This is a genomic window from Arhodomonas sp. SL1, from assembly GCF_052060015.1.
Taxonomy (GTDB): Bacteria; Pseudomonadota; Gammaproteobacteria; order Nitrococcales; family Nitrococcaceae; genus Arhodomonas.
On the sequence record NZ_JBPODZ010000005.1, the window covers coordinates 260,703 to 281,676 of the forward strand.

A 20,974-nucleotide genomic window follows, 5' to 3' on the forward strand; every position below is an offset into this window, starting at 1 on the left:
CCATGACCATGCACGAACCGGGAAAGCCCCTGGAGGGGACGGTGGTGGTCTCGCTGGAGCAGGCCGTCGCCGCCCCGGTGTGTACCTCGCGCCTGGCCAATGCCGGGGCGCGGGTGATCAAGATCGAGCGCCCCGAAGGCGACTTCGCCCGGGGCTATGACGAGTACGTCAAGGGCGAGGCCACCTATTTCGTCTGGGCCAACCACGGCAAGGAATCCGTCTGCCTGGACCTGCGTGCCGATGGCGACCGTGAGGTCTTCGAGGGGATGCTCGCCGGCGCCGACGTGTTCGTGCAGAACCTCTCCGTGGGCGCCATCGACCGCCTCGGCTATGGCTGGGAGACGTTGCATGAGCGCTACCCGCGGCTGGTCGTCTGCAACATTTCCGGCTACGGGGAGGACAACGACTACGCGCGCATGCGCGCCTACGACATGCTGGTCCAGGCCGAGAGCGGGCTGTCCAGCATCAGCGGGCGTGGGCGCATCGGCGTGTCCATCGCCGATATCGTCACCGGCATCAACGCCTACGGGGCCATCCTCGAGGCGCTGATCCGACGGGGGCGCAGTGGCGAGGGCGAGCGCCTGAGTGCCTCGCTGTTCGCGAGCATGGCCGACCTCATGGCGGTGCCGCTGTTGCAGACCCGCTATGCCGGGCGCGCCCCGGAGTACATGGGCATGCGCCACCCCTCCATCGTCCCCTACGGCGCCTTCCCCACCGCGGACGACACCGAGGTGGTGATCTCCATCCAGAACGAGCGCGAGTGGGAGCGTCTGTGCCGGGACGTGCTCGAGACCCCGGAGCTCCTCGATGAGCCGCAGTTCTCCAGTATCGCCCGCCGTACCGCCAACCGGGAGCGCGTGGAGGCGGCCATCGCCGCGGTCACCGCACGGCTGCCGGAGGCGGAGCTCATCGCCCGCCTCGACTGCGCGCTGATCGCGTATGGCAAGCTCAACGAGCCGGCGGACGTGCTCGATCATCCGGCATTGCGCCTCGCGCAAGTGGAGCTGGCCAACGGGGATGCCGCTGAGATCCCGGCCCCGCCGGTGCAGGCCCGGTGGCTCGGCGATCACCTGGGCCACTGTCCGTCGCTCGGCGAGAACACGGAGGCCATACGCCGGGAGTTCGGCCATGATTGACCCCAGCGAATGGATCGGGCGGCAGCGCACCAGCGATGACGTCATCGATGCCTGGCACGTGGCCGCCTTCAATGCCGCCCTGGACCGCAGCCCGGAGCTGCCGGCGGATGGCACGCCGTTGCCCCCCTGCTGGCAGTGGCTGTTCTTCCGCCCACTGTACGCGGCCTCGCGCTCCGGGCCGGATGGTCACGAGCGCCTGGGCGAGTTCCTGCCGGCGCTACCGGTGCAGCAGCGCATGTGGGCGGGCAGCCGCATGACGGTGCACCGGCCCCTGCAGGTGGGTGAACGGGTGACTCGGTACTCCACGGTTGCCGATGTGGTGCCCAAGCAGGGCCGCAGCGGGCAGCTGGTGTTCGTCACCGTCGCCCACGATATCGAGGGGGAGCGTGGCGGCTACATCGAGGAACAGCAGGATATCGTCTACCGCGAGCACCGACCGGTGGGCGGGGCCGGGGAACCGGCGAGGGAGTTGCCGGGGCCGGCCTGGCAGGCGCTGTGGCGGCCCGATCCGGTGCTGCTGTTCCGCTACTCGGCGCTTACCTACAACAGCCACCGGATCCATTATGATCGGCGCTACTGCGTCGACGAGGAGGGCTATCCGGGGTTGGTGGTCCACGGGCCATTGATGGCCACCCTGATGGTGGACCTGGCCGAACGCCATCGGGACGCGCCCGTACGATATTTCGAGTACCGCTCCCATGCGCCGGTATTCGACGACATGGCGTTCACCGCCGCCGGTGTGCCCGACGGTGACGGCGCACGGCTTTGGGTGACGCGGTCGGATGGGGTGCTGGCGCTGAGCGGGCGGGCGGAATGACCCTATCGGGTCTAGGCGCTCACGCTCGCCGCCGCCCAACCGCGGGCGATCCGTGGTCTCCGTGGCCGATATGGTGATGACGGCATCGTCCCGGCCGTGAAGAAGGAGGACTGAGATGACAACGTGGCCCGGCTGGCGGTCCCTGCTGTTCGTGCCGGCCGACAATGAACGGCTATTGGCCAAGGCCGGCAGCCGCGGGGCCGATGCCTGCATCCTGGACCTGGAGGACGCGGTGGCGCCCGAGCACCGCCCCGCCGCCCGGGACGGGCTGCCTGGCGCCATGGAGCGGCTGGCCGCTAACGGCGTCGCGGTGCTGGTCCGGGTCAACGCCGGCCTGCGCGACCAGGTCCGGGACCTAGAGGCGGCCGTGGGCCCGGCTTTGGCGGGCATCGTGCTGCCCAAGTTGGAGCATAGCCACCAGCCGGTGGTTACCGATGGTCTCCTCGGCGAGTTGGAGGCAGAGCGCGGCCTCTCGGCCGGCGGGCTTCCGCTCATCGGGATGATCGAGACCGCCCGTGGTCTGCTTGCCGCCGCGGAGCTCGCCGATGCCAGTGAACGGATCGTTGCGCTGGCCCTCGGGCCGGAGGATCTGGCGCTGGATCTGGGCGGCTCACCGGATCGCGCGTTGCTTACCGAACCGGCACGGCGTATGGCCTGGACCGCCCGTGCGGCGGGCGTCGAGGCCTTGGGCTTCCCGGGTTCCATCGGCAACTATTCCGATCTCCCGCGGTTGCGCGAGGACTTGGTCGCCGCGCGGGCGCTGGGCTTCTCGGGGGCATTCTGCATTCATCCCGCGCAGATCGATCCCATCCACGAGGCGTTCTCGGTGGGTGAGGCGGAGCTCGCTTGGGCGCGGCGCATCGTCGAGGCGGCGCCGTCCGAGGGTGCCCGCGTGTTCTCCGTGGACGGCCAGATGGTGGACCGGCCGGTATTGGAGCGGGCGCGGGCGATACTCGCCCGCGGCGGTCGGCGGGACTAGGGGGCGATCCCGGTCATCCCTGTCGTGTCCGGCGTCGCTGTGCGCGCCGGGCGGCTAACCATGCCGCCAGTCGATGGGTGATCAGGTAGCCGGCGAGGGCGACGGGCGTAGCCACCAGCAGGCTCCCCACCACGGCGAACACTACCTCCTCGCCGATTCCGTCGAGGGCCCATTGCCGCGCGTTCACTGGTGTCCAGGGTACGGCATTCAGCAGCGCCTCGCCGATCGCATGGAAACCCCAATACAGGGGACCCATGGTGAATGGATTGCTCACCCAGGAGATGGCGAAGGCGGCGGGGAAGTTGCCGCGTAGCAGCATACAGCCGGCAATCATTAACACCGTCTGGAAGCCCACTGTCGGCGTCAAGCCCAGGAAAAGCCCCACCGCGACGCCGCGGGCGGCGGCCTCGGTGCCGTGGGTCAGGCAACCGGTGGTGTGGAGGGCGCGGTTGATCGCGGGGTGGCGGCGCAACCAGACATGCCCCCGCCACTTGAGCGCCCGGAAGCGCACCGCTGCCTTCTCGAACATGGATAACCCCGCACACGAATACCGGTGCCGGCTCCCCGAAGCCGGTGAGCGGCGATTATCGCCGACAGCCACGCTCCCGAACAGGGTAGGGGGAAAACGAGCACCCCAGGAGTGCCCCGAATTGGTGCATGGCAACACGGGGCTTCACTGGTACGCGCGTTCCGATACCATGGGGCCCCTGACGAGGACCACGCGGCAGACGCTGCCCGCGCAGGAGCCGGCGCGATGATCCTAAACGATGCCCTCGCCCGTTCGGCCGATGCCGTAACCCGGCTGTTTGATGAGCTCTATGATCCGGCGTTCCTCATCGATCCGGAAACCGGCGGGTTTGCCGGCGTGAACCATGCCGCCTGCGCCTTCCTGGGCTATTCCGCCGACGAGCTCGGTGCCCTCACCCCCGCGGATATCCATCCCCACGAGATCCCCCGGCTGGAGGGGTTCATCGCCCAGGTCCGCCGCCATGGTCGCTGGGTGGCCGGTGATCTCTCCTGTCGGGCCCGTGGCGGGACCCTGCTGCCGGCCCAGATCCGGGCTTCGCTCATCCCGCTGGACGGCCATGAGTACATACTCGCCATCATCCGCGATCGCCGCGACGAGGAGCTCGCGGAGCTGGGGCGTTCCATCCGCAAGCTCACCCACGACCTGCGCAATACCATGGTTGCCTCCCAGCTCATGGGTGACCGATTATCCCGGCATGACGACCCCATGGTCCGCCGCAGTGCCGAGCTGATCACCCGTTCCGTGGACCGGGCCCTGGAGATGTGCCAAAGGACCTTGGAGGCGGGCAGCGCGGTGGAGCATACCCCGCGCCACGAGCGTTTTCCGCTCTCCGATGTGGTTGCCGAGGTCGATGCCGCCATAGGCCCCGAGGAAATCGCCGGGGCAACGCTGGGGGCACCCGGCGCGGCTGGGATCACCTTGGACGCCGACTTTGATCAGCTCTTTCGCCTGCTGCTGAACCTGGCCCGAAACGCCCTGGCCGCGGGCGCCACGGAGCTTTCCATACAGGGCAGCTATCGGGATGATCAGGGGGTGTGCATCGATATCATCGATAACGGGCCCGGGTTGCCGCAGGCGGTGCGGGAGCAGCTGTTCAACGAGAAGCCGGGTGTTTCGGCCAGCGGTGGCGCCGGCCTTGGGCTGGCCATCGCCTGGGAACTGGCTCGCAACCACGGCGGTGAGCTCTCGCTCGCGGACACCGGCCCGGACGGCACTACCTTCCGTCTGGTATTGCCCGCCGCCGCGACCGCGAAGCACATCGCGGACGCCGCCGCCCGCTGAGGCGTCAGCGGAACTCGGGGTCGACCCGGGTATGGAAGAGGTTATTGGTGTAGGTCGGCAGGGTGAATGCAGCGATAATGGTGACGATCTCGAGCAGCGACTCGAAGCTTACACCGCGCTCCTCGAGGAGCGTCAGCTCGGCGCGACCGAGTCTCCCCTTGCGCTCCAGGATCCGGCGGGTGGCATCGATGAGCGCCGCGTAGCGGGCCTCGCCGACGGCGAGCTCGCCAACCACCGCCGCGATCACGCCGTCCTCCACCCCTGCGTCGGCGGCCTCGTGACGGAATACCCCTGAGCAATACTCGCAACCGTTATGCACCGAAACCTGCAGCGCGACCAGGGCCTGCTCCGCGCGGGTGAGCTGGCCGCGCTGCCCAATGCTGCGCTCCAGGTGCACAAAGGCCTCGAGGGCCAGCGGGGAGCGGGCCAGCTGGCGGTAGACGTTGGGAATGGTGTCCTCGAAGGTTTGCGCCACCTCGCGCAGGAGCTCGAGTGCCTCCTCCGGCGGCGTCGTTTCCGCGCTCATCGCTGGGGACCTCTGCGTCGGCACGACAATGGTGCCGGCCCTTCAGGGCCGGTACAAGCTTTGGTTACAGCCTCGCAGGTAGTCCGAGTCGAGACGATCCGTAACGATACGAATCGTGTCCGTGATTCCGCGTACGGGCGGAATGCCCCCGGGGCATCGTGGCATCGCCGCCGGGGGCGCGGTGGGGTTACTGGAAGCGATCGTTGTTGAAGACATAGTCCTCGCCGGGAGCGGCCGTGTGGCAGGCGATGCAGCCCTGGTCCGCGCCCTTGGCCACGCGCCCGGCGAGCGGCATGTCCTTGGGGTTGCGTTCCAGGCTCCCGTCGGGCTGGTACTTCGCCCAGAACCAGTCCTGATTGTCTGGGTCGTAGCCGTCCCGGCGGTACATGACGGTGACCGATTGCAGCCACTGTCCGGGATCGTCGGCCACCGCCGACTCGCTGACGCCGTCGCCGCCGTAATTGCGCTTGACGATCACTGTCCCACGGTTGCCATCGATCTCGAGGGTGGTGTCGACGGTGTCGAGCACGGCCCCGTGGGGATGTTGCCCCCCGTAGGGCGTGGACATCACCGACCCTTTCCCCACTAGGCCCGCGTCTTCCATCTGGGCCCAGAGCTGTTTGGCGTAGTTGACGTCGTCGCGGGTCCCGAAGGGTGCCTCCGCGTGGGCGAGCCCCGCTGCGAAGGTCAGGGCGCCGATCGTCGCGATGATGCTGGTTGATTTCATGGTTCCTCTCCTCTCTTTTCCGCTTGCGGGCGTTTGATTCATTGGCCGGCTGCGCTTTTCGCCTACGGCTGCGTTGTGGCTCCGGTTTCCGGGTCCACGAGGACAACGGTCCCACCGAAGGTCCGTACCCGCAGGGCTCCGCCTGCCGGCTCCAGCCCGGTGGCGGGCCCTGGCAAGGAAACGGACCAGAGCAGGGATCCGTCCTGGACGGCGACGGCGTGGAGCGCCCCGTCATAGGTGGCCGCGGCTACTGCCGACTCCGAGAGCCGCACCGGCGCACTGGTGAGCTCCTGGCTGAGCCTCTTTTGCCAGCGCAGTGCTCCCTTCTCCTGGTCCACGGCCCACAGGGTGCGATCGCTGCCACCGGTCACGGCCAACCCACCCGCCAGGGCGGGGGCGTAGACCCAGCCGGGAAAGCGGTGCCGCAGGCGGATATTCCCTGTCGTGACGTCGAGTGCCAGCAACCGCCCACCCCGTGTGCCGGCCCAGACCGTCTCGCCTGCAATCCGGGGGCCGAAGACGTGCTGCCCGGCCAGGGCATGCCACAGGGGCCGACCGCCACCGGCCGGCACGGCGAACAGGCCGCTGGTGGTGCCGATGAACAACCGGCCATCGTCCTGGGCCGTGCCAATGATCCCCGGGCAGCGCTCCGGCCGGACTATCGGGCAGCGCTCGCGGTTATGGGTATCGAGGGGTGCGGGGTCGGCGGACGCCCCGCCAGCCAGGGCAGTGACGGATACCAGCAATAGCCCGGCTAGGGGGCCGTACGCGGGGCTTGCACTGACAGGTGCCGCCATGACTGGGTCCGGCGTTGACGTTTCCTAGGATCGTAGGAGAGATGTTCCGGGTGGGTAATACGGAGGAACACGTAGGGCTGCTGCGGATCGTGTTCGGACTAGGGTCGAACTCCTTCGCCAACCCCGCCAATGCCGTCAACTCCCGTTACGGCTCGAAATCGCGATAGCGGAGACTGCGCCAGTTGCCGGCGATGAAGGCGTGTAGCTGACCGGCCAGGCGAAGCTCGTGGTCCTGCGGGTGGATGCCGATTCGCAGCGGGCGCTTGTGATCGCGCGCGAGGCGAGCCTGGACGTTGTTCCAGGCGCGCAGGAAGCGTTCGCGCATCAGGGTATCGGCCTCGAAACCTACCAGTGGCAAGGCGATCAGGCGGCCGGTCGCGGGGAATAGCAGTCCCCGGGTGATCTCGATGCGCTCGAAGGGCTGGGCGCGTAGTTGCTCGGGTCGAATCCGGCCGAGGGCCCAAGCGGGCGGTACGTAGGTCGTCGCCGGCGTGAGGTTTTGCCGGGGGAACCACGCAGCGCTCTTCCGCATGAGATCCGCGATGGCGTTAGGGCCGAGCGCAAGGTGTTCGGCCGCTCGACGGGAGAGGAGCGCGCTGTGGATCCAGTGGCGTGGTCCGCCGAGCCGTGGGGCGTGGTGATGCCAGCCGTGGGCGGCGAGCTCCAGGCCCTGGCTCTGCCAACGAGCGAGTTGGGCAATGTCGGCCTCGCCCCATGGGCGCCCCGGGACGACGAGCAGGGTGATGGCGTCGTGGCCGTGGCGCCGGAGCACACGGAGGTGGTGCCCGACGCGGTCGAGCGTCTCCGGCATGACGTCGTGGATGCTGATGAGCGCATCCATCATCCCAACCCGCGGGCGTGCGCGGTAAGAACGGCCAGCCACTGCTCCAGGGTCTCGTGATGGAACCTGAGTGCGCCCGCGCGTCCGCGTTCGCCGCGGGCTGCCCAGTCCGAGGGGGCTTCCGCCGCGAGCCGGGCCAGGGCGTCCTCGAGGCGTTCGTCCGGTGCCAGCGGGCAGAGCCCGTCCGCGACCTGCGGCCAGTCGTGGATACCGGCGTTGGCGCTGACCAGTACGGGTCGCCGGCGCGCTAGCGCCTCCAGGGCGATGGAGCCGAACGTCTCGAAGTGGGATGGCAGGACCAGCAGACCGGCCTCGTCGAGCAGATCGCATAGCGCGTGACGGCTGAGCCACCCCCGGTAGTCCAGGTTGTCGAGTTCCCGCGCGGCGGCGGCCACCGCCGCGCGTTGAGGCCCGTCGCCGGCGATGATGAATCGCTGCCCGGGGCGTGCCCGGGCGGCGCTCAGGAGGGCGTCGATATTTTTCTCCGCTGCCAGCCGCCCGGCGAAGACGACCGGATCGGGGCGTTGTGGCGCCGCGGGTGGCGTTGTCGCCAGAAAGACCGACGCAATCGGGGTGCCCATCACGTCGACCCGGAGCGCGCCCAGGCGCCGAACGGTGTCCACCAGGCCGGAGTTAGTCACGAGCACGGTGTCGCTGCGCCGACATAGGCGCCGGTTGAGCCCCTCCAACATGCGATTGCCGATACCGCGCCGCAGTGGTCCCCAGTAGAGATTGGCAAGGGCCGCGAAATCGGTGTGGTAAGCGGTGACGAAGCCCGCGCCATGGTGATGCGCCAGACGTTCGCCCAGCAGCCCGAAGGGACCGGGCGTGACACTGACCACCACGTGTGGCCGAAGGGCGGCCATGGCGCGCCGGATGCGAAACGGCGCCGGCCAGCCGATGCGCTGGGTGGGGTCGCCCGGCAGGCGCATGCTGATGGCCTCGAGCCCGTCTTGCAGCCGCGGCTGGAGGGCTTCGGCGGCCGCTACCCGGTCGCGCAAGTGCGCGAGGAGGTCGTGGTAATACGCTCCGGTGCCGTTGCGCTCCGGTAGGGAGTCCGAGAAAAAGGCGATTCGCAGATCGCTGCTCGTCTGCCCGGCTGGTGTCGTGGATTGGGTCACGGCGTCACCCGGATACGGTGCGGTAGGGCCATGAGGCGTCGGTAGCTTGGCGTCATGCGCTCGTCCAGAGTGGTCGTATCGATGCCTAGATCGGCGATGCTGTGCCGATGGGCGCTCGGGCCGGGGTCGCCCAGCCCGTTCAGCCTGGCGCTGAGGCTAGCATGCTCGCGGACCCCTAGCCGGTGCAGTGCCTCACGAATCACTGGGGCGGGGTGGGCCCGTACATCAGTGAGGTCAACAATCGCGGCGCGGTCGAGGGGCCAGTCGCCGATGGTTTGCGTCAGGTGCTCCAGCGTCACTGCGTAAATGTGCAGGAAAAGCCGTTGAAAGGCCGCGCTGCCGGTAGCCGTGCCGAACAATGAGCGCGCGGCGGCGACGGAGCTGATCTGGGAGCTCAACGCCCGGTGCGGGTCACGGAGGCAGACGATGAAGCGCGCCTCCGGTAGGGCCTGCTGTAGACCGACGACCCAGGAGCCCAAGGCGGCGTTCTTGGAAAGCAACTGGCGGCGGGCGCCGTCGGCGTAGACATGGCGCTGCAGGCAGGCGCGATAGAAGTGCAGTAGGCGCCGACGTCGCTGCGGTGCCACGGCGCGATCGAATTCCCCGAGGCTCTGCAGGCCCGGCGCCGCCGGGAAAGCCAACAGCATGACAAAGCACCCTGCGGCGGGGAGCAGCGTGAGATAGTCCTCCTCGGCGGCGGTCAGCCCGACCTCGTGGATGGCGTCCAGGCCGCTGGTGAGGCGGCGCGTCAGGCCGGCGAGTCCCCGTGCCAACGGGCCGCCGAGGCAACCGTCCAGCCAGGCGAGACCGCTCACGAGGCGGCGTTGGAGAATCGACGGGGCGAGCAAGGCCTCCCAGGTGGTCAGCGTGGTGTAGTGCTCCGTCTCGGCCGAGAGGATGCGGTGCAGGAAGGTCGTCCCGCTGCGCGGAATACCGGTGATGACGAGCGTTCCATCCAGTGATGTGCGTCGGTAGCCGGGGAAGAGGATCTCGTCAAGGAGCAGACAGATCGCGTGCACCAGCTGAACGCCCAGGAAGATCGGCATGCCGAGCGTTAGGACGACGAAACGCCGCACGCTCATGGGCGCGCGTGGATCGCGCCAGCGCACAAGGGCGGACAGCCACCAGCCCAGGTAGCGCGCCAGGCCTTCGGCAACGACGGCCAGGGTATTCATCGGTTGTGAAATACCAGTTTGTGGGAGACCCCATAGTTGAACGCCATCCCGCCGATGCCCCCCATCCAGATGCCCAGCAGGGGCAACCAGAAGCGCACGGTGGGCCCTGCGTCGGCGACATCACCAACGGCGACGATGGCGGCGAAGACACCATAGTTGATTAGCCCGCCCAACCCGAAGACGGCGTAGAATCGGGACAGTTCGGCGGCAAGGTGGCGCGTACGCCGATGATCGCGGAAGGTATAGCGGTTGTTGAGGAAATAGCCGACCGTCATCGCCGTGCCGTAGGAGAAGATGCGCGCGAGGTAGACATTCAGACCGCCCGCGCCGTGCAGTAGATACAGGATCAGGATATCGATTCCGGCGATAGTGGTTGCCACCAAGGTGAAGCGAAGAAAAGTGGCACGGTGGCTGCTCGACCAGAGGCGTTGTGACGGCATGCGCTATGGGGTCTCGTTACGGGCTATGGCGCTATCAGGGTGCGCACATACTGCCCACTCGCGGTGCGATGAGCGAGCCCCAAGGGCGGGTTGTTCACGTTAGACCAGCGCGCCTGCTAGCCTACGGCGCTGCCCCGGCCTCAGATCACCCACAAGTAGAGCACATACGCCAACACCAGGAGCCCGCCCTCGACCCGGGTCAGCCGGTGTCCGCTCCAGAGAAACAACGCGACGACGATCGAGACGCCCAACATGACGGGCCCATCGAACACCGCGATCGTCTCCGGCACCGTGGTGGGTGCGACCCATGCCGTCACGCCGCCGATGCCCAGTATGTTGTAGATGTTCGAGCCGAGGACGTTGCCGATGGCGACGTCGTGCTGGCGCCGAAAGGCGGCCATGGCCGAGGTGGCGAGCTCGGGCATGGAGGTGCCGGCGGCGACGATGGTCAGCCCGATGACCGTCTCACTGATCCCGAGGGTGTGGGCGAGGGCGATGGATCCGCCAACGAAGAGTCGGGCGCCGATGACCAGGGCGATCAGCCCGCCCGCCGTTATGGGCAGCGCGGTGACCCACGAAGTGCCCGCGGTCGGGGGCTGTGACGGCGCCACGGCGCGGTCCACGCCTTCCAGTGCCGCGGCCTTCTCCAGCGGCGCTGTGTGCTCGGTGGCCGGCGTGTCGCTCTTACGCTCCTGTCTCCAGGCGAATACCAGATACGCCAGCAGCAGCCCGAGCAGCACCGTCCCAACCGCCCGGTCGAGCGCCAGGAAGTACCCAAAGCCTACGAACAGCGCGGCCGTCGCGATCACCAGGATGCCGTCCCGACGCAGGGCGCTGGATGGGACGGCGAGGGGTTGAATGAGTGCCGCCACTCCCAGAATGACGAGCAGGTTGAACAGGTTGGAGCCAACGATGTTGCCGACCGCGACGCCCGGTGAGCCCGAGAGCGCGCCCTGGACGCTGGTCACCAGCTCCGGCATCGAGGTGCCGAAACCGACCACGGTAAGGCCGATGAGAAGCGGTGATACCCCAGCATGCGACGCCAGTCGCACGGCGCCGCGGACCAGGAATTCCGCGCCGATGATGAGCAGAAGCAAACCGCCGACGAGCATGAGTGTCATATTCATCGATGACGTGCCCCGTTTGTCCTCTGCGGCGAATGCAGTCCGGCCCTAGGAGGCGCCTCCACTACGCTGCCTGACCGGGGATAGCCTATCTAGGAGGGTTTCGAGGTCGAGTTGGTCCCGACCCGGGCGGCAAGTCGCTTCGCAGGCCTTGAATGGCGGCGCCGTCGGGCAATCCCCCGTGCCAGGTGATCATCCTCTGAGCACGGATTGCCGCCGGGCCTGCTATACGCGTATCGTAGTTGTACCCATCCCACCCCGGGAGGGGTATACGGGTTAGCCCCCTGAGCCCGACGGCGGACGCCGGAGGCTGGGGAACGGGTATCGGCTTGTGCGTGGCCAACAGGCGGGCAGGAGACATGACGATGTGGGACGGAATGGGTTGGCATATGAACGGCATGGGGTGGGGTTGGCTCGGGTTCGGGGTCCTGCACATGGTGATCTTCTGGGCCCTGATCATCGCTGCTGTGGTCGTGGTAGTGAGGTTTCTTGCGGGTGGGCGGTCTGATAATGGCTCGGGCGATGAGCATGCATTGCAGATCCTGCAGCGACGCTATGCCAGCGGGGAGATCGATGACGAGGAGTTCGAGCGCAGGCGGCAGCAGCTGACCGACAACCATCGCCGCTGACGAAGAGGGCCTCGACGCATCGTGTTCGAGATCGCCGACATCGGCCTGCTGACCGCCATTCTCGCCGGAGTCATCTCGTTTCTCTCGCCCTGCGTGCTGCCGCTGGTGCCCGGCTACGTGTCCTTTGTAGCAGGCCGGTCCGTCGACGAGCTGCAGGTCCTCTCGGGCCGGCGTGAGCGGCTGGCCGTGTTGGCGATGGGTGTCTCCTTCGTCCTCGGTTTCGCCACCGTGTTCATGATCCTCGGTGCCAGTGCGACCGCGCTTGGCCGCCTGCTGCTGTCCTACAAGCAAGAGGCCAATCTCATCGGTGGGGCCGTGGTCATCACCTTCGGCCTGTTCATGACCGGCGTGTTGCGGCTGCGTTTTCTGCACATGGATTATCGGTGGTTGGACCGCCTGGAGGGCGGCGGCACGCCATGGCTTAGCTATCTGCTGGGGGTGGCCTCGCGTTCGGCTGGACGCCGTGTATCGGTCCGGTGCTGGGCAGCATCCTCACGGTGAGCGCCTCGGGTGCTGGGGATCTACTCCCTTGGCCTCGGTGTCCCCTTTTTGTTGACGGCCCTGGGGCTGAACCGATTCCTTGCCAACCAGCATCGCTTCCGCGCATGGGGGAGGGGTCTGCACCTCATAGGCAGCCTGGTGATGATCCTGATGGGCCTGGCGATGATTACAGGCCAGCTGGCACGCTTTAGCTACTGGCTCCTCGAGGCCTTCCCATGGCTGGGCCGGATCGGCTAGCCCGCCTCTCAAGGGGTACTGTGCGCCGGCCCCGCTCATGGCACAATGCGCCCCACTAACAGGTTCCTCGGTCCTGATATGATCCGCAACGAGCGTTTGCCTGCCAGCACGATGACGGAACCACCTGGGCCTTCGTGGCACGCACTCGGACTCCGGGGCCTCGCGCTTGTGGTCCTGGCCCTGGCGGTACAGGTCGCTGCTGCGTGCGGGCCGCCGCATCCCGAGGCAGGCGCGGGCCGGCATGGTCAGGATGGGCACGCGCAGGCCCCGGTGGACCATGCGCCCCACGGGACCGCCTGCTCGCCGGTGACCGACGAGATTGCCGGAATCCTGACGACCGCCGATCGAGACCCGGAGACACCGGCGGTTCCGCTCGCCCGACACCGGCCCGATTCCGTCAAGGCGGCGATGGATCTTGGGCTGGCCGGCGTGGGGCCGTCTGCAACTCCTCCTTTCCCCCTCTATCTCCTAACCCTCCGTCTCCGACTCTGATCGCTATCGACCGGTCGTACCCGGTCGATCTGCGCTGTTCATCTTGCAAATCGTCGCACGCCCGCGCCGCTGCTTCGGCAGCGGTGGGCTCGGCGTGGGATGGAGAAATGGAAAGAGGAGACTCCACGTGATCCGCATATCCCGTATTGCGTCTGTGACCGCTGGGCTCGCTGGCGCCCTGTTCATCATTACTACCGCCCTCGCAAGTCCGGGCCACGGGGACGGTCCGTCCTCCGGCTTCGCAGGGGGCAAGCCCGGCAAGCCCGGGGAGGTTGACCGTACGGTGCACATTACCGCCGGCGACACCTACTTCGAGCCGGAGGCGCTCGACGTCCGGGCCGGGGAGACGGTCCGCTTCGTGGTGGAGAATCAGGGGCAGCTACGGCATGACTTCACCTTGGGATCCCCGGAGGTGCAGAAGGCCCATCGGGCGGAAATGGCCGAGCGCCTGAAGCATGCGGCCATGGAGGGCCACAGCGACCCCAATGCGGTGATGCTCGCGCCCGGTGAGACCGCCTCTGTGATATGGCGTTTCGAGAAGACGGATCGCTTCCTGTTCGGGTGCAATATCCCGGGCCACTTTGAGGCCGGCATGAAAGGGAAGATCACCATCCAACCGACCGGCACGTGATGCGGTGGGCCGTGCCCGCCGCTCATCCCGCCCGGCGGGCGCCGCCCACCGAGGCGCATCGAATGGGATCGTCAGCTTTGCGGCCCGTGGTCTGGTGCAAATGCCTTGACGTAGCGACGGGGCGGTCTTATGGTCAATCTTCATGCACCCCAGGAGGGGTGGGGTTGTATACCGGAGGGCCGGATGGCTGACCAGCGAGATTCCCGACACGAGGCCCATGCCGACGCGCCGCGGACCGGCGCAGGCGGTCGGCACGGGGAACGCCACGAAGGTGGGGGCTCGAGGCGCTACACCTGTCCCATGCATCCCGCGGTCGTCTCCGACGGGCCGGGGGAATGCCCGAAATGCGGGATGGCCCTGGAACTGGAGGCCCCGCAGGGCCATGGCGGCACCAAGACCGAGTGGATCTGCCCCATGCACCCGGAGATCGTGCGGGACGAACCCGGCGAGTGTCCCAAGTGCGGCATGGCGCTGGAGCCCCGGCAGGTGAGCGCGGAAGAAGAGGAGAACCCCGAGCTCACGGACATGGCCCGGCGCTTCTGGGTCGGCGTGGTACTGACCATTCCGGTGATGGTGCTGGCCATGGGTGGCCTCGTCCCGGGTGTGTCCATGGAGGCCCTCGTGCCCCACGGCATCCGCGTGTGGCTCGAGCTCGCGTTGAGCACGCCGGTGGTGCTCTGGAGCGGTTGGCCGTTTTTCGTCCGCGGCTACCGCTCGGTGGCGAGCTGGAACCTCAACATGTTCACCCTCATCTCGCTCGGCGTCGGCGTCGCCTACGTCTACAGCGTGGTGGCCACCCTGTTCCCGGGGATCTTCCCAGCCTCGTTCCGGGATGAAAGCGGGCAGGTGGGGGTCTATTTCGAGGCCGCGGCGGTCATCGTCACCCTGGTGCTGGTCGGGCAGGTGATGGAGCTCCGCGCCCGCAGCTCCACCACCGCCGCCATCAAGGCGCTGCTCGGCCTGGCGCCGAACACCGCCCGACGCATCAACGACGACGGCAGCGAGGCGGATGTGCCGCTGGAGCAGGTGCAGATCGGTCACCGGTTGCGGGTACGCCCCGGCGAAAAGGTACCCGTGGACGGCACCGTGGTGGAGGGCAGCTCGTCGGTGGACGAGTCCATGATTACCGGCGAGCCCATCCCGGTGGAGAAGGCGGCGGGTGAGAGGGTGATCGGCGCCACCGTCAACGGCACCGGCTCGCTGGTCATCGAGGCGGAGCGCGTCGGCAGCGACACGCTGCTCTCCCAGATCGTGCAGATGGTGGCCGAGGCCAGCCGCAGCCGGGCGCCGATCCAGAACCTAGTGGACGTGGTCGCGGCCTACTTCGTGCCGGCGGTGGTGGTTACCGCCATCATCACCTTCATCGTCTGGGGGATCTGGGGGCCGGAGCCGGCCATGGCCTATGCCCTGATCAACGCGGTGGCAGTGTTGATCATCGCCTGCCCGTGCGCCCTGGGCCTGGCCACGCCCATGTCCATCATGGTGGCCACGGGCAAGGGTGCCTCCGTCGGCGTGCTGTTCAAGAACGCCGAGGCCATCCAGACGATGCGGCAGGTGGACACGCTCATCGTCGACAAGACCGGCACCCTCACCGAGGGGCGACCGCGGCTGCAGGACGTGGTGGTCGCCGAGGGCTTTGAAGAGGAGCAGGTGCTGCGCCTGGCCGCCACCCTGGAGCGCGGCAGCGAGCACCCGCTTGCGGCGGCCATTGTGGAGGGCGCCGAGGAGCGCAGTGTGGCGCTGGATCGCTATACGGACTTCGAATCCGTCACCGGCAAGGGGGTGCAGGGGCGCATCGGCGAGCAGCATGTGGCCTTGGGCAACCACGCACTCATGGAACACCTCGGCGTCGATGCAGCGGCCCTGACCGAACAGGCAGAGTCCCTCCGCGCCGAGGGCAAGACGGCGATGTTCGTGGTCATCGACGGTCAGCCGGCGGGTCTGGTCACCGTGGCGGATCCCGTCAAGGAGACCACGCCGGAGGCCATCGACGCGCTGCATGACGAGGGTATTCGCATCGTCATGCTCACCGGCGATAGCCATACCACGGCAGAGGCCGTGGCCGGGCGGCTGGGCATCGACGAGGTGATCGCCGAGGTGCTGCCGGAGCAGAAGGCGGAGAAGGTCAAGGCGCTGCAGCGCGAGGGCCGGTTCGTGGCGATGGCGGGCGACGGCATCAACGACGCCCCGGCGCTGGCCCAGGCCCAGGTGGGGATCGCCATGGGCACGGGTACGGACGTGGCCATGGAGAGCGCCGGCGTCACTCTGGTTAAGGGCGACCTCACCGGCATCGTCCGGGCCCGCAAGCTCAGCCGCGCCACCATGCGCAACATCAAGCAGAACCTGTTCTTCGCCTTCGTCTACAACAGCCTGGGGGTGCCGGTGGCCGCGGGGGTGCTGTACCCGTTCTTCGGGATCCTGCTGTCGCCGATCATCGCGGCGGCTGCCATGTCGTTCAGCTCGGTGTCGGTGGTGGGCAACGCGCTACGGCTTCGGCGTCAGGACGTCTAGGTGGGGGAGAATGGCATGTATCCGGGAAAGACGAACCGCCTCCTCGCCTACTCGATCGATCGTTGGCAACGCGGCATGCGCTATACGGATGCGCTCCGGCAGCGGGCGGAAAACATGATCGCCTGTAAACGGGCCGGCGAGTCGCCGCCAGAACGAAGGGCGGAGTCGGTACGCGGCGATTTCCTGCGGACGGGGTAGGAAGCTTATGGAACCTGGAGAGGGTGGCCACGGGCATGCCGGGCATATGCCCTCCAGCGGGCCGGGAATGGCCATATCGGCTTGGCTGACGGGGCTCTACTTTATCATTGAGATGGGCATCGGTCTGTGGACCGGGTCCATCGCGGTCATCTCGGACGCCTTTCACACGTTCTCCGCCGTGGGCGGCGTGCTGGTGGCCATTGTCGCCGCGCGGCTGGCCCGCCGGCCGGCGGATGAGGATCGCAGCTTCGGTTGGTATCGGGCGGAGATCGTCGGCGCGCTGGTCAATGGCGGCTTCCTGCTCGGCATGGCGCTGATCGTGATCATCATGGGGGCCATGCGGCTCACGGATCCGATCGAGCTGCCAGCATTACCCATGATCGCGGCGGCGGTCGGCGGGCTTATCACTGAGGTTATCTCGCTTGCGCTGATCTGGAAGCACAGCCGCAGCGACCTCAACGTGCGCGGCGCGCTGTGGCACATCATCCAGACGTTTGTTGGCAGTCTGCTTATTATCGTGACCGCGCTGGTAATCCGGTTCACCGGGTTCCTGCTCATCGATCCGCTGCTCGGCATGGCATTTGGCGTGGTCCTGCTCTGGGCCAGCTGGGGCATCCTGCGTGACGCGATCCATCTGCTGATGGAGGGTACGCCCGCCGACGTGAGCCTCTCGGAGGTCACCCAGGCCTTGGAAGCCGTCGACGGCGTCGCGAATGCACACCACGTCCATGCCTGGGCCCTGACCAGTGGTCGCTATGTCTTCTCCGCCCATCTGCGGGTCGCGACCGGGGCTGACTCGCAGGCGGTGCTCCGGGCGGCCCATGACATGCTTCGGGAGCGTTTCGGGTTCTTTTTCGTGACGCTGCAGGTAGAGGAAGGCTGTCTGGACGAGTCGGGCGCCGAGGCCATCGACGTCACGGGTTCCGCCCCGAGCGGGCGGCACCGGGGCTGATCGCGCTCCCGGGGTGCGCGTGCCTGACGGGAAGGGCAGCCCGTGCGAGCCCGTCGATCTTGAACTCCTCTTGACGGTCAGGCACTCTTTGTTTCAACAAACCCACCCCACCCCGGTAGGGGTATAGGAGGCCAGAAATGCTGAAGCTGAAAGTAACCGGTATGACTTGTGGGCATTGCGAGAAGGCCGTCGAGGACGCGTTGTCCGGTATCGAGGGCGTCGCGAAGGTGATCAAGGTCAGCCGCGCCGACGAGGAGGTCCTCATCGAGGGTGAGCCCGATGCCCGGGCGGTCATCGACGCCATCCACGAAGAGGGCTATGAGGCGGAGGTTGCGTGATCGCCATGACGCAGAGCGCGTCGGTGTGTGATCCGAAACCGCAGACAGGCGGGGGGCACCCATGAGCCAGGCGCTGAAATTCGGGGTCCGCGGCATGACCTGCGCGTCCTGTGTCTCGCGCGTGGAGCGCGTGTTGAACAAACAGCCCGGCGTCCGTGAGGCGCGGGTCAACCTGGCGGCAGAGACGGCGCAAATCGTCGTCGACGAGCAGGCGGCGGACGTCAGCCAGCTCCTGGCCGCGGTAGACGATGCGGGCTACGAGCCGGTGCTCGCCGAGGGCGAGATTAAAGTGACCGGCATGAGCTGTGCCGCCTGCGTGCGGCGCGTCGAGAAGGCGATCGCCCGGCTGCCCGGCGTGCAATCCGTCAGTGTCAACCTCACTACCGGCAAGGCCCACCTGCGCTACCTCCCGGAGACCGTGGATCTCTCCGCCGTCGCCGAAGCCGTCCGGGATGCCGGCTACGAGGCGCAGATCGAGGCGCGATCGGAGCGCGACGAACAAGGTGAGGATCGCGAGCTGGCGCTGCTGCGCCGGCGGGTCTGGATCGCAGCGCTGCTCACGGCCCCGCTGGTGGTGGTGGCCATGGGCAAGCACCTGCCGGGGGTGGAGGCCCTGATGGGCGCGCTGCTGCCCCCACGCGGCTGGATGACCGTGGAGCTAGTGTTGGTCACGCCGGTGCTGCTGTATGCCGGCGGCGTGTTCTTCCGCCAGGGTTGGGCGGAGATGAAGCACCTCAACCCCGGCATGAGCAGCCTGGTGATGCTCGGCACATCCGCAGCCTACGGCTATTCCCTGCTGGCCCTGCTTGCCCCCGGCCTCTTCCCCGAAGGCACGGCACATAGCTATTTCGAGGCGGCCGGCGTGATCGTCACCCTCATCCTGGTGGGGCGGTACCTGGAGCAGATCGCCAGGGGGCGCACCTCCGAGGCCATCAAGAAGCTGATGAGCCTCCAGGTGAAGACCGCCCGGGTGCTGCGCGACGGTGAGGCCGAGGAGGTGGCCGTCAGCGCCGTGGTGCCGGGCGACCGGATCCTGGTCCGGCCCGGCGAGCGCCTGCCCGTGGACGGCGAGGTCGAGAATGGGCGCTCCTACGTGGACGAGTCGATGATCTCCGGAGAACCGGTGCCGGTGGCCAAGTCCGCCGGGGACGAGGTCGTCGGCGGCACGGTCAACAAGAACGGCGCCCTGACCTACCGGGCGACGCGGGTCGGCGCGGACACCGTGCTCGCGCAGATCATCCGGATGGTGGAGCAGGCCCAGGCGGAGAAGCCGCCCATCCAGGTACTGGCGGACAAGGTCGCCGGGGTGTTCGTGCCGGTCGTGATGGGCGTGGCTGCGGTGACCTTCGGCCTCTGGCTCGCCTTCGGGCCGACGCCGGCGCTGTCGTTCGCCTTCGTGGCCGCCGTCAGCACGCTGTTGATCGCCTGCCCCTGCGCGATGGGGCTGGCCACGCCCACCGCGGTGATGGTGGCCACCGGCAAGGGCGCGGAGATGGGTGTGCTGTTCCGGCGTGGCGCCGCGCTTGAGGGCCTCGCCAAGGCCACCACCGTGGTCTTCGACAAAACGGGCACACTCACCGAGGGTCGCCCCGAGCTCACCGATGTGGAGGTGCTGGAGGGCGACGCCGGGCAGGTGCTCTCCCTGGTGGCAGCGGTGGAGGCCAAAAGCGAGCACCCCATCGCCGAGGCCGTGCTCCGAGGCGCACGGGAGCGCGGGCTCCCGCCCGCCGAGGTGGAGCGCTTTGAGGCCGTTACCGGCTACGGCGTGGCCGCCGAGGTCTCGGGCCATTTGGTCCAGGTGGGGGCGGAGCGTTACATGCAACGGCTGGGGATCGATACAGGGACGGTCGCCGCGATCGCCGGCCGTCTCGCCGCGGAGGCGAAGACCCCCATCTATGCGGCCGTGGACGGGCGGCTCGCGGCGGTCCTCGCCGTCGCCGACCCGGTGAAGCCGTCCAGCGCCGAGACGATCGAGGCGCTGCACGGCATGGGGCTCCGGGTGACCATGGTCACCGGTGACCATACCGCCACGGCGGAGGCGATCGCCCGAGAGGTGGGCCTCGACCGCGTCCTCGCCGAGGTGCTGCCGGACCGCAAGGCCGACGAGGTAGGCCGGCTGCAGCGCGACGGGGAGGCCGTGGCCTTCGTCGGCGACGGCATCAACGATGCCCCCGCGCTCGCCCAGGCCGACGTGGGCATCGCCATCGGCACCGGCACGGATATCGCCATCGAGGCCGCCGATGTGGTGCTCATGCGCAGCGACCTGCGTGAGATCGTCAACGCCCTGGCGCTGGCGCGGCGGACGCGCCGGACCATCCACCTGAACTTCTTCTGGGCCTACGGCTACAACGTGTCGCTGATCCCGGTGGCGGCCGGCGTGCTGTATCCCTTGACCGGCTGGCTGCTCAACCCGATGGCCGCGGCAGCGGCCATGAGCCTCTCGAGTGTATTCGTTCTGACCAATTCGCTGCGGCTGCGGCGCTTCGCTGGCCCGCTCGCCCAACTCTCTTCCCCGGAACCGCTCACCGACGCCACAGGTCGGCAGGAAGAAGGGCTTTCCGGTGGATAGTCACCCACGCCGCCACAACGGGAGGCAACGAGCCCGAGTATCACGAAAACGGACCAGAGCAGCCAACCCCGCTATTTCGGAGGCGGCATTCACTGAAGACGCCGAAACGGGAGTATACGATATGTTTGCAGGGAAATTGCGCAAGACCGTAGTAAGCAGTGCCCTTGTGCTGGTCATGGCCGCCGGTAACGGCATGGCAGTCGCCCATGGGGGCGGCATGGATCCGGGCATGATGGGTCCCGGCATGATGGGTCCCGGCATGATGGGTCCCGGCATGATGGGTCCCGGCATGATGGGTCCCGGCATGATGGGCCAGGGCATGGGTCCCGGCATGATGGGCCAGGGCATGGGTCCCGGCATGATGGGCCAGGGCATGGGTCCCGGCATGATGGGCCAGGGCATGGGTCCCGGCATGATGGGCCA

The 20,974-nt window shown here is 67.8% G+C and carries 23 protein-coding genes; 14 read left to right on the plus strand and 9 right to left on the minus strand.

Annotated elements, in window-relative coordinates:
- Window positions 1-2 precede the first annotated feature (2 nt).
- The 3 genes from ACQ754_RS09700 to ACQ754_RS09710 all read left to right on the plus strand — a co-directional run bounded on the left by ACQ754_RS09700 (window position 3) and on the right by ACQ754_RS09710 (window position 2,932).
- A complete protein-coding gene (locus ACQ754_RS09700; protein ID WP_440996820.1) occupies window positions 3-1,136 on the plus strand; it encodes a CaiB/BaiF CoA transferase family protein in 1,134 nt (377 codons plus the stop codon).
- On the plus strand, window positions 1,129-1,953 hold the full coding sequence (locus ACQ754_RS09705; RefSeq protein WP_440996821.1) for an FAS1-like dehydratase domain-containing protein: 825 nt from the start codon (window positions 1,129-1,131) through the stop codon (window positions 1,951-1,953). Before ACQ754_RS09700 ends, ACQ754_RS09705 begins: the two co-directional genes overlap by 8 nt.
- Window positions 1,954-2,068: 115 nt before the next feature.
- The gene (locus tag ACQ754_RS09710) at window positions 2,069-2,932 is read left to right on the plus strand and encodes an HpcH/HpaI aldolase/citrate lyase family protein (protein ID WP_440996822.1); all 864 of its coding nucleotides are present in this window, start codon (window positions 2,069-2,071) and stop codon (window positions 2,930-2,932) included.
- Between the two features lie 13 nt (window positions 2,933-2,945).
- Here the strand turns inward: ACQ754_RS09710 and ACQ754_RS09715 are convergent, their stop codons facing one another.
- A complete protein-coding gene (locus tag ACQ754_RS09715) occupies window positions 2,946-3,461 on the minus strand; it encodes a DUF2062 domain-containing protein (RefSeq protein ID WP_440996823.1) in 516 nt (171 codons plus the stop codon).
- A 225-nt stretch (window positions 3,462-3,686) separates the two neighbouring features.
- Between ACQ754_RS09715 and ACQ754_RS09720 the strand changes: the two genes are divergently transcribed.
- The gene (locus ACQ754_RS09720; protein ID WP_440996824.1) at window positions 3,687-4,742 is read left to right on the plus strand and encodes an ATP-binding protein; all 1,056 of its coding nucleotides are present in this window, start codon (window positions 3,687-3,689) and stop codon (window positions 4,740-4,742) included.
- Between the two features lie 4 nt (window positions 4,743-4,746).
- On the opposite strand, the gene ACQ754_RS09725 is transcribed toward ACQ754_RS09720, so the two are convergent.
- From ACQ754_RS09725 to ACQ754_RS09760, 8 genes are all read right to left on the minus strand, one after another.
- Window positions 4,747-5,268 carry a carboxymuconolactone decarboxylase family protein gene (locus ACQ754_RS09725; RefSeq protein WP_440996825.1) on the minus strand — a complete coding sequence of 174 codons (522 nt, stop codon included), beginning with the start codon at window positions 5,266-5,268 and terminating at the stop codon, window positions 4,747-4,749.
- A 187-nt stretch (window positions 5,269-5,455) separates the two neighbouring features.
- Window positions 5,456-5,995, minus strand: coding sequence for a cytochrome P460 family protein (locus ACQ754_RS09730; protein ID WP_440996826.1), 540 nt, complete (start codon window positions 5,993-5,995; stop codon window positions 5,456-5,458).
- Window positions 5,996-6,057: 62 nt separating this feature from the next.
- Window positions 6,058-6,792 (minus strand): outer membrane protein assembly factor BamB family protein, encoded by a 735-nt coding sequence (locus ACQ754_RS09735; protein ID WP_440996827.1) that lies wholly within the window; start codon window positions 6,790-6,792, stop codon window positions 6,058-6,060.
- A gap of 145 nt (window positions 6,793-6,937) precedes the next feature.
- Window positions 6,938-7,636, minus strand: a complete 699-nt coding sequence (locus ACQ754_RS09740; protein ID WP_440996828.1) for a polysaccharide deacetylase family protein — start codon at window positions 7,634-7,636, stop codon at window positions 6,938-6,940.
- Entirely contained in the window at window positions 7,633-8,754 is a 1,122-nt protein-coding gene (locus ACQ754_RS09745) for a glycosyltransferase (protein WP_440996829.1), read from the minus strand. Before ACQ754_RS09745 ends, ACQ754_RS09740 begins: the two co-directional genes overlap by 4 nt.
- Entirely contained in the window at window positions 8,751-9,929 is a 1,179-nt protein-coding gene (locus ACQ754_RS09750) for a sulfotransferase (RefSeq protein ID WP_440996830.1), read from the minus strand. The genes ACQ754_RS09745 and ACQ754_RS09750 overlap by 4 nt, the downstream gene beginning before the upstream one ends.
- Window positions 9,926-10,369 carry a GtrA family protein gene (locus ACQ754_RS09755; protein ID WP_440996831.1) on the minus strand — a complete coding sequence of 148 codons (444 nt, stop codon included), beginning with the start codon at window positions 10,367-10,369 and terminating at the stop codon, window positions 9,926-9,928. The genes ACQ754_RS09750 and ACQ754_RS09755 overlap by 4 nt, the downstream gene beginning before the upstream one ends.
- Window positions 10,370-10,509: 140 nt before the next feature.
- Window positions 10,510-11,496, minus strand: coding sequence for a calcium/sodium antiporter (locus ACQ754_RS09760; RefSeq protein WP_440996832.1), 987 nt, complete (start codon window positions 11,494-11,496; stop codon window positions 10,510-10,512).
- Window positions 11,497-11,858: 362 nt separating this feature from the next.
- Between ACQ754_RS09760 and ACQ754_RS09765 the strand changes: the two genes are divergently transcribed.
- The 10 genes from ACQ754_RS09765 to ACQ754_RS09810 form a co-directional block, all read left to right on the plus strand.
- Complete coding sequence (locus ACQ754_RS09765) at window positions 11,859-12,122, plus strand: SHOCT domain-containing protein (RefSeq protein ID WP_440996833.1); 264 nt, start codon at window positions 11,859-11,861, stop codon at window positions 12,120-12,122.
- Window positions 12,123-12,143: 21 nt separating this feature from the next.
- On the plus strand, window positions 12,144-12,623 hold the full coding sequence (locus tag ACQ754_RS09770; protein WP_440996834.1) for a cytochrome c biogenesis CcdA family protein: 480 nt from the start codon (window positions 12,144-12,146) through the stop codon (window positions 12,621-12,623).
- A 9-nt stretch (window positions 12,624-12,632) separates the two neighbouring features.
- Window positions 12,633-12,860, plus strand: coding sequence for a hypothetical protein (locus ACQ754_RS09775; RefSeq protein WP_440996835.1), 228 nt, complete (start codon window positions 12,633-12,635; stop codon window positions 12,858-12,860).
- A 619-nt stretch (window positions 12,861-13,479) separates the two neighbouring features.
- Window positions 13,480-13,983, plus strand: a complete 504-nt coding sequence (locus ACQ754_RS09780) for a cupredoxin domain-containing protein (protein ID WP_440996836.1) — start codon at window positions 13,480-13,482, stop codon at window positions 13,981-13,983.
- Window positions 13,984-14,166: 183 nt separating this feature from the next.
- Window positions 14,167-16,494, plus strand: a complete 2,328-nt coding sequence (locus ACQ754_RS09785) for a copper-transporting P-type ATPase (RefSeq protein WP_440996837.1) — start codon at window positions 14,167-14,169, stop codon at window positions 16,492-16,494.
- Between the two features lie 15 nt (window positions 16,495-16,509).
- Window positions 16,510-16,692: a hypothetical protein gene (locus tag ACQ754_RS09790; protein WP_440996838.1), complete on the plus strand. Its 183-nt coding sequence runs from the start codon at window positions 16,510-16,512 to the stop codon at window positions 16,690-16,692.
- Between the two features lie 67 nt (window positions 16,693-16,759).
- Window positions 16,760-17,644, plus strand: a complete 885-nt coding sequence (locus ACQ754_RS09795; RefSeq protein WP_440996839.1) for a cation diffusion facilitator family transporter — start codon at window positions 16,760-16,762, stop codon at window positions 17,642-17,644.
- Window positions 17,645-17,781: 137 nt separating this feature from the next.
- Window positions 17,782-17,982: a heavy-metal-associated domain-containing protein gene (locus ACQ754_RS09800; RefSeq protein ID WP_440996840.1), complete on the plus strand. Its 201-nt coding sequence runs from the start codon at window positions 17,782-17,784 to the stop codon at window positions 17,980-17,982.
- Window positions 17,983-18,043: 61 nt separating this feature from the next.
- Window positions 18,044-20,551: a heavy metal translocating P-type ATPase gene (locus ACQ754_RS09805; protein ID WP_440996841.1), complete on the plus strand. Its 2,508-nt coding sequence runs from the start codon at window positions 18,044-18,046 to the stop codon at window positions 20,549-20,551.
- A gap of 121 nt (window positions 20,552-20,672) precedes the next feature.
- Window positions 20,673-20,974: hypothetical protein (locus ACQ754_RS09810; protein WP_440996842.1), on the plus strand; the 302-nt coding region annotated here is incomplete at its 3' end.